Below are 8,489 nucleotides of genomic sequence, written 5' to 3' on the forward strand. Positions count from 1 at the left end.
CTCCGCCGAACCGTGACACGAGCCGGCGCGAACCGTGGCGCTCGGAGAGCACCACCGGCTCGCGTGCCATCGCGCGGACGTACTCCCGGCTCGTCGTCGGCGACGCGCTCGACGAGCCGGACCGGACCGGACGTAGTCGGCCGGCCGGCTGGTGCTTCCCGGCCGGACGGCAGGCCGACGGGGGCGGCGCCGGCGGCGCGCGCAGCTCATCGGGGCCGGTACGGGAGGGGTCCGGCCAGGCGCCCCGGCGGTCCGGGGTGGTCATCGACAGCGTGCGGGACGGAGGTCCCCGCCGGCAACCGCTACCCCGGTGCTCCCGCCCCCGGCACCGGTCGGCAGCACATCCCCAGCCCCGCGGTGATCACCGTGCGGGCCGTCCGCCCGGCCCGAAGGACGGCCGTCCGTGAGGGCGCGGTCCGCCTCCACGGTCTTCCCGGGTTGCCGCCCGCCCACCCGCGCGGTGCCCGCGACGCCCTTCGGCAAGCCGACGGGACGGTCCGGTACGGACGCCCGACGAGCCTGAATACTTTCATTCATCCACAGAAAACACGACAGATGCGAAACTAGGATAATCTGCACACGCCTCCCGGGTGTGCCCGCGGGCCGCAGTACCGCCGACAGGGGACGCACCCAAGTCCATCAGCCCTCACAGGTGGGGACATGTTCGATCTGAGCGCACCGATCGTGACCGTCTTCGCGGTCTATCTGGTCGCCATGATCGGTGTGGGCGTCTGGGCCTACGCCCGCACCCACACCTTCGCCGACTTCGCCCTCGGCGGTCGCAAACTCCGTGCGCCGGTCGCCGCCCTGTCCGCCGGAGCCAGCGACATGTCCGGCTGGCTGTTCCTGGCGCTCCCCGGAGCCGTGTACGCGGCCGGTATCGGCGCCACCTGGATCGCCGTCGGCCTGGCGGTCGGCACCTACCTCAACTGGCTGTTCGTCGCGCCACGGCTGCGGACCTACACCGAGCGGGCCGGCAACGCCGTGAGCCTGTCGGCATACCTGGAGGAGCGGTTCGAGGACCGCACCAGAATGCTCCGGATCGTCACGGCCGCCGTCATCGTCGTGTTCTTCACCCTCTACGTGGCCAGTGGCCTGGTCGCCGGCGGCGTGCTCTTCGAGCAGGTCCTCGACATCGACTTCGGGCTCGGGGTGACCCTGACCGCTCTGGTGATCGTCGTCTACTCGTGCCTCGGCGGTTTCCTCGCCGTGAGCCTGACGCACGTGGTCCAGGGCACGCTGATGTTCCTCACCCTGCTCGTGCTGCCCGTGATCGGGATCGTGGTGCTGGGCGGGTTCGGAGCGCTGAACGACGAGCTCAACGACAGAACGCCGTCCCTCCTGGACATGGGCGCCCGGGCCGGCTTCTCCGGCGGCGAGTGGTCCGCGGGCGGATCGCTCAGTGCCCTCGCGATCATCTCGCTGCTCGCCTGGGGCCTCGGCTACTTCGGCCAGCCGCACATCCTCGCCCGCTTCATGGGCATCCGCAGCATCCGCGCCATCCCGACGGCCCGGCGCATCGGCACGGGCTGGGTGCTCGTCGTGCTCGCGGGCGCATCGCTCGTCGGCCTGGTGGGGATCGCCCGGCTCGACGCGCCGCTCACCAACCCCGAGACCGTGTTCATAGCCCTGACCGACGCCCTGCTCAACCCCTGGGGCGCGGGCATCATGCTGATCGCCGTGCTGGCCGCGATCATGTCGACCGCGGACAGCCAGTTGCTCGTGTCGTCGGTCGCCCTCACCGAGGACTTCTACCACGCGTTCCTCAACCGGCACGCCTCGGACAGGGTGCTGGTGTGGGCCGGCCGCTGCGCCGTGGCGGCGGTGACGCTGGTCGCCTATGCGATCGCGCTCAGGGGCGGCGGCGTGCTGAGCGTCGTGGCCCATGCCTGGGCGGGGTTCGGCGCCGCCTTCGGGCCGGTCGTCCTCCTCTCGCTGTACTGGCCGCGCATGACCTGGGCGGGGGCCATGGCCGGCATCGTGTCGGGCGCGGGCGTCGTCCTCCTCTGGGACAGGATCAATCCGCTGCTCGGGCCGCTGGAGTCCGGCATCTACGAGATGGTCCCGGGCGTGCTGACCGCCACCGCCGCCGCGCTGGTCTTCGGCCGGTGGGTCGGCCGACCTCCGAAACGCGCCTTCTGGCGGCTGCCGGGGGGCGGGGTGAACCAGCTCATGCTGGAGCCGTCCCTCGGGCAGGCACCGATCGGCATGGCCGTACTGGACACCGATCTGCGGTACGTCTGGGTGAACAGGGTGCTGGAACGCCTGGCCCCGCTGGAGCAGCGCCTGGGACGGCGGGTGACGGAGTTGCTGCCGAGGCGGGAGGCGGAGGAACTCGAGAAGCGGATGCGGAGCGTGCTGGAGACCGGGGTCCCGGTGCTGGACTACGAGTTCCACGGCCCCGGCTACGCCGATCCGCACCGGGAGCGGGCGTACTCGCTCTCCTTCTTCGGGATGGAGAACCGCCACGGTCAGCGCGTCGGGATCTGGTACATGGTCATCGACGTCACCGAGCGCTGGGAGGCGAAGCAGCGGCTGGCCCTGCTGAACGACACCAGCGCCCGGATCGGCAGCACGCTGGATGTGACGCTGACCGCCCAGGAACTGGCCGACGGTGCCGTACCGCCCCTCGCCGACTTCGTCGCCGTCGACCTGCTGGACTCGGTGATGAGGGGCGAGGAGCCGGCTCCCGGGCCGGTCGACAGCGTTCCCGTCATGCAGCGGGCGGGGCGGAAGTCGCTGCACGAGGACCACTCGGGAGCGGGACCGGCCGTGGGAGAGACGGTCCACCACGACCCCGCCTCACCGGTGGCCCGCTGCCTGCTCCAGGGGAGGACCCTGGTGGAGCCGGACCTCGACGCCGCTCCCCGCGCACGGGTGGCGAGCGATCCGGCGCCGGACGACGTCACCGCCGGATGCGGGCCTTCCTCGGTGATGGTCGTGCCGGTGCGGGCCCGCGGAGTCACCCTGGGCGCGGTCACCTTCGTCCGGTCCCGGCGTCTGGGCCCCTTCGTGGAGGACGACGTACGCCTTGCCGAGGAACTCGTCTTCCGTGCCGCGGTGAGCGTCGACAACGCCCGCCGCTACGCCCGCGAGCGCACCACGGCCCAGGCCATGCAGCGCTCCCTGCTGCCGCAGGACCTGACCGGCGGCTCCGCCCTGGAGGTGGCGTCGTGGTACCTCCCGGCCGACGCGCCGAGCGGTGTGGGCGGTGACTGGTTCGACGTGATCCCGCTCTCCGGGGCACGGGTCGCCCTGGCCGTCGGGGACGTGGTCGGCCACGGCATCAACGCCGCGACCACCATGGGGCGGCTCCGTACGGCCATGCGCACGCTCGCCAAACTGGATCTTCCCCCCGACGAGCTGCTGGCCCACCTGGACGACCTGGTCAACGACCTGATGGGCCCGGACCACGCGGACGAGTCACCGGGCGCCGGGGACGAGAGCGTGGCCGCCTCGTTCATGGGCGCCACCTGCCTGTACGCCGTGTACGACCCGGTCGGCGGGCGGTGCTCGCTGGCCCGGGCCGGCCATCTCCCGCCCGTGATCGTCAGCCCCGACGGCGCCGTGGACATCCCGGACCTGCCCGCCGGGCCGCCGCTGGGCCTCGGGGCCCTCCCGTTCGAGTCCGTCGACTTCGAACTGGAGGAGGGCAGCCTGATCGCGCTCTACACCGACGGTCTCATCGAGGAGTGCGACCGGGACATCGACATCGGGCTGTCCCGGTTGAGCAGCGCCCTCGCGCCCGCCGGTCCCAGCCTGGAGGCGACGGGCGACAACGTCGTCAAGGCCCTGCTGCCCGGTCCGCCCTCCGACGACGCCGCCCTGCTCCTCGCCCGGACCCGCGTCCTGGACTCGACACAGGTCGCCTCCCAGGAGCTGCCCAGCGACCCGGCGGTCGTCGCGGACGCGCGCGCCTTCGTCACCCGACAGTTGTCGGAGTGGAACATGGACGATCTGCTGTTCACCACGGAGCTGATCGTCAGCGAGCTGGTCACCAACGCCATCCGCCACGCGACCGGACCGATCACTCTGCGGCTGATCCGGGAACGCGCGCTGATCTGCGAGGTCTCCGACACCAGCAGCACCTCGCCCCGTCTGCGCCACGCCCGGACCACGGACGAGGGCGGACGGGGACTGCTGATCATCGCACAGCTCACCCGGCGGTGGGGCACCCGCTACACCGCGGAGGGCAAGACCATCTGGACGGAACAGGCCGCGCCCACCGGCTCCGCCGTTCCCGCTGCCCCCATCGACCTGGTGATGTGAGGCAGCCGGTACCCGAGCGGAACGCCCCTGCCGCGCCTTCGAGGCGACCGCGCAACCGCCGGCACTCCTCCCTCCCCCCACGGGAGCGGTGCGCCCGTCACCCGGGAGATCACCACCGTCGACGGCGGAACGGCCGCCCCGTCCCCGGGCCACCGGGCCCCTCAGCGGGCCGTCCGGCGGCCGTTCCTCCGCCCTTCCGGGGCCGGCGGGCCACGGACGGAAGGATTCCGTGCCGGGCACCGGCATCTCCCGCAGGCCGCACCGCTTGCCCCGCCCCTCCCCCGTCATGTCCCGGCGGGGTGACCGCCTCTGTGGCCCACGTGCTTCGGTGGTGGGCCGGCCCGCCACACCGGCCGCGGGCGGGGAGGCCGGTCCCCCGGGCGTCCTCGCGCCCGCCCATCGTTCGGCACCGTCGGCCCGGGACGCTCCCGACCGGTGACAACGCCCCGGCCCTGCCCACGGATGTCCCGGTCCCGTAGAGTCGGCGGATGGCAAGGTACTTCGACGTGCACCCCGAGAATCCCCAGCAGCGCATCATCGGCAACGTGGTCGACAGCATCCGCTCCGGCGCGCTCATCGCGTACCCGACGGACTCCTGTTTCGCGCTGGGATGCCAGTTGGGCAACCGTGACGGCATGGCCCGGATCCGGTCGATCCGGAACCTCGACGACCGTCACCACTTCACCCTCGTGTGCCGAAACTTCGCACAGCTCAGTCAGTTCGTGCGCGTCGACAACGACGTCTTCCGCGCCATCAAGGCGGCGACGCCCGGGAGCTACACCTTCATCCTTCCCGCGACGAAGGAGGTGCCGCGCCAACTGCTGCACCCGAAGAAGAAGACGGTCGGAGTCCGCATTCCCGACCATGTCGTCACCCAGGCCCTACTCGCCGACCTCGGTGAGCCGCTGCTCTCCAGCACCCTGCTCCTCCCCGGCGAGGACGAGCCGATGACACAGGGCTGGGAGATCAAGGAACGGCTCGACCACGTGGTGGACGCCGTGGTGGACTCGGGTGACTGCGGCACCGAGCCGACCACGGTCATCGACTTCTCCGACGGCGAGGCCGAGATCGTACGCCGGGGAGCGGGCGACACCGCACGGTTCGAGTAGCCGCGCCGACGACGTCATCGCGTGCCGGGCACGGCGGCGGATTGGGACATCCCTGTCCCCCGCCGCCGTGGCCGGCACGATGAGCGGCCCCGCGGCCGGAAGGACGGCAGCCACCGGCGGCGCCTTCGCCGCCTTCCCCGGCATGGTGCGGCCGGGATGCCATCGCACGCTTCGAGGCCGGCCCGGGCCGTGCGCGGTGGGGCCGGTACGGAAGCAGGCACCGCGGCCCCTCTGGCCTTGGAGGTGGTGCCGACCACCGCGCAGGCCGGCCTCCGCCCGACTCGTCGGCGTCATGGAGTCGCGCCCCCGGGGGCAGACGCTGAGTCAGCAGACCGGATCAGGGAGGGACATGGTGCGTGAATCGTCGGTGCGGGCAGTGGGATGGGCGCGGTCGCTTCCGGTGTCCAGCGGAGTGAAGGCGGCACGGGACTGGACGCGCGGGCATCTGGAGTCACTGGGCTGGACGACCACGGCGCCGGAGACGGTGGACGCGGTGCTGCTGACCGTCTCGGAGCTGGTGACCAATGCCCACGTGCACGCGCACAGCACCGCGCACCTGGTGCTGACCTGGGACACCCGCTGTCTGCACGTGGGCGTGCACGACTCCTCCACCGACCTGCCCACGCCCCGCCCCGCGAGCACCGAGCGCACCGGGGGCCGTGGCATGCTCCTCGTCGACGCGCTGGCCGACGAATGGGAGGCCCACCCCTGCACGGACGGGAAGACCGTCATCGCCTGCTTCCGCCCGTCCGCCCCGGCCCCTGACGACGCCGGACCAGCCGGTCCCGAGGCCGCACACAAGGACACGGAACAGGCGGACTGACCGCGGCACCGCGGACCACACTCCCCCGGGCACGACATCCCCCGGTGCCCCGGAGCCGGGCTCCGGCGATCCACCGCAGGCCGGCGCTCGGGCACGCGGAGCCACGGCAGGCGGAGAGGCGTCCTCGCCCTGCGTCTCCTCCTAGAAGGAGACGTCGATGTAGTCGATGTCGGTGAAGGCGACCTCCAGGCCGGCGGCGCGGCGCCCGCCGTCCTTGAAGTACATCTCCTGCAGTCCTTCGGCGACGATCTCGCGCAGTTGCCGGTCGCCGGCGCCCTGGGCGCGGGCGTCGAACAGGCGGCGGGCGTAGGCCGGGGGAAGGTGGACGGTCAGGCGCCGCATCCGGCCGTCGTCGGTGGAGCCGATGGGGGCCGTGTAGCCGAAGCGGGCGCGGGTCTCGATGGTGATGCCGGTCGTGGTGGCGGCCTGCTGCCGTCGGCGTTTGCGCACCCGGGGCTGCCAGCGGGCGCGGACGGCGGCGTCGATCCGTTCCTGGATGCGCCGGGGCGGGTGCCTGCGGTCGCCCTTGCGGTAGCGCTCCACCGACCGCTGGCTGACCCCGAGCTCGGCGGCCACGGCCCGGGTGGTCTTCAACTGCCGGACCAGGAAGTTGATCTGGGCCTTGAGCGTCTTGGGCGGGGTGCGGGTGAACACCTCGGTCTCGGCGCGCTGCAGGGCCTCGTCGATCTCCCCCACGGGCTTACTCTCCCTCGTCCAGGACGGCGTCGACGCCGTCCTTGATGTGGCGGGCGGGGTTGTGACCCTGCTCCATCAGGTCCACCGCCCAGGCCAGCTCGGCCACGCCCTCGACCTTGCACAGGCCCGGGGCGGGCCCCAGCCGGAAGGCGCCGGGCAGGGGCTTGCCGGAGGTGGTGTAGGGCAGGAAGTCCAGCGGCGAGGGGCCCGGGGAGGGGTAGACCACGCAGTCGGACAGCACCGCGAGGGGGTACAGGCCGGTGGCCTGGGCGGTCTTGAGCATCTTGCGGTGCATGTTCACCCGGGCCCGGGCGATGACCGCGGCGCGGATGTCCGGGCGCCAGGTCGGGCGCTCCAGCGCCGGCCACCGCTCCCCGTCGCGGTAGTGGCGTCCCTGGGGACGTTCGCGGAGCTTGCCGATGCCGCCCTTGACGGTCGCCTTGATCGCGGCGAGGACCGCCGCCAGGCCCGGGTCGGCCTCCTTGTGGCGCTCCATCGCGGCCAGGAACGCGTGGTCGTCCAGGTCCTTGGTGACGCCCAGGTCGGCGAGGGTGTCGAGGTAGGCGGTGCGGAGCCGGTCGTGCCAGGGGTCGAGGTAGGCGCCGGTCTCGCGCCGCAGATAGGCCTCGACGGGAGCGACGTTGTGGCCGAGTTCGACGGCGTAGGCGACGGTGGGGGTGGCGTACCAGGCCGGTCCCGTCGGGCGCCGGCCGGTGGGGGTGAACGGGCTGGGCAGGCGCGGGTCGGTCTCGATGTGGGACAGGTCCACCAGCCAGCAGCCGGGGATCTTCTTGTCGAACGCCGGGCGGGTGACGTGCTCGGGGCCGGACAGGCCGACGGTGAGGCGGGCGGCGGCGGCCAGGAAGGCGGTGTTGATGTCCAACCCGACCGCGTACGGCCGCAGGCACTCCTCATCGGACAGCAGCCGGGGGTCTCGGACCCACTGGTAGGCCTCCTCGTCCAGGAAGCCGCCGTCCCAGCCCTGGGCGACCGGGTGCTCGGCGGGCGCCTCGGGCGGGGCCGGGTCGACCGGCTCGGTGCCCAGCGAGCCGGGGTTGTGGCCGGAGACCCACTGACCGGTCGCGCGGTCCTGCACCGCGCGGGTGGGCGGGCGCAGGCTCGTCATCAGCTCCAGCCCGGTCACCGCCGTGGAGCCGCGCGGGGTGAGGACCCGGGCGGCGTACACGCCCAGGACACGGGCGATCTCGGCCGGCGCCATCTCGGCCACGCCGGGCCAGGCCCGCGGGTCGAGCGCGTCCCAGGACAGCACGGCGAGCTGCACGCACTGCCGCCGGCCGGCTGTCGCGGGGCGGTAGATCCGCGCCCAGGGGCCGAACCCGCGCTGGGTCAGCTTCCACTTGGCGCGGGTGAGCTGCTTGACCACCGGGTGGTCGTCGGGCAGGCGCAGGCTACGGCGGGCCTCGGGCCCCTCCAGGCGCTCGGGCAGCCCGAGCCTGACGGCCGCGGCCGCGGTGAGCACGATCAGCGGATCGGCGTCCTTGCCGTTGCGGTGCAGCCGGGGCGCGCCCAGGCCGGACTCGGCAAGGGTCCACTCCACCAGCGCCGGGATGGTGGCCGCCGGGCAGTCCAGC

General features: G+C 72.9%; 5 protein-coding genes. 3 read left to right on the top strand and 2 right to left on the bottom strand.

The features are described from left to right. Window positions 1-660 precede the first annotated feature (660 nt). The 3 genes from putP (at window position 661) to VE546_RS19225 (ending at window position 6,201) form a co-directional block, all read left to right on the top strand. On the top strand, window positions 661-4,269 hold the full coding sequence (gene putP / locus VE546_RS19215; protein ID WP_324923978.1) for a sodium/proline symporter PutP: 3,609 nt from the start codon (window positions 661-663) through the stop codon (window positions 4,267-4,269). A 488-nt stretch (window positions 4,270-4,757) separates the two neighbouring features. Next, complete coding sequence (locus VE546_RS19220; RefSeq protein ID WP_324923979.1) at window positions 4,758-5,378, top strand: L-threonylcarbamoyladenylate synthase; 621 nt, start codon at window positions 4,758-4,760, stop codon at window positions 5,376-5,378. Between the two features lie 349 nt (window positions 5,379-5,727). Beyond that, on the top strand, window positions 5,728-6,201 hold the full coding sequence (locus tag VE546_RS19225; RefSeq protein WP_414720527.1) for an ATP-binding protein: 474 nt from the start codon (window positions 5,728-5,730) through the stop codon (window positions 6,199-6,201). A gap of 141 nt (window positions 6,202-6,342) precedes the next feature. Here the strand turns inward: VE546_RS19225 and tpg are convergent, their stop codons facing one another. After that, entirely contained in the window at window positions 6,343-6,897 is a 555-nt protein-coding gene (gene tpg / locus VE546_RS19230) for a telomere-protecting terminal protein Tpg (protein WP_324923981.1), read from the bottom strand. A 4-nt stretch (window positions 6,898-6,901) separates the two neighbouring features. Beyond that, window positions 6,902-8,489: telomere-associated protein Tap (tap, locus tag VE546_RS19235; RefSeq protein ID WP_324923983.1), on the bottom strand; the 1,588-nt coding region annotated here is incomplete at its 5' end.

It is taken from the genome of Streptomyces sp., from assembly GCF_035644915.1.
Taxonomy (GTDB): domain Bacteria; phylum Actinomycetota; class Actinomycetes; order Streptomycetales; family Streptomycetaceae; genus Streptomyces.

Bases quoted from the DNA above. Each gene is read 5' to 3' on its own strand.
- VE546_RS19225 (WP_414720527.1), top strand. From the start codon at position 5,728: ATGGTGCGTGAATCGTCGGTGCGGGCAGTGGGATGGGCGCGGTCGCTT.
- VE546_RS19220 (WP_324923979.1), top strand. From the start codon at position 4,758: ATGGCAAGGTACTTCGACGTGCACCCCGAGAATCCCCAGCAGCGCATC.
- putP (WP_324923978.1), top strand. From the start codon at position 661: ATGTTCGATCTGAGCGCACCGATCGTGACCGTCTTCGCGGTCTATCTG.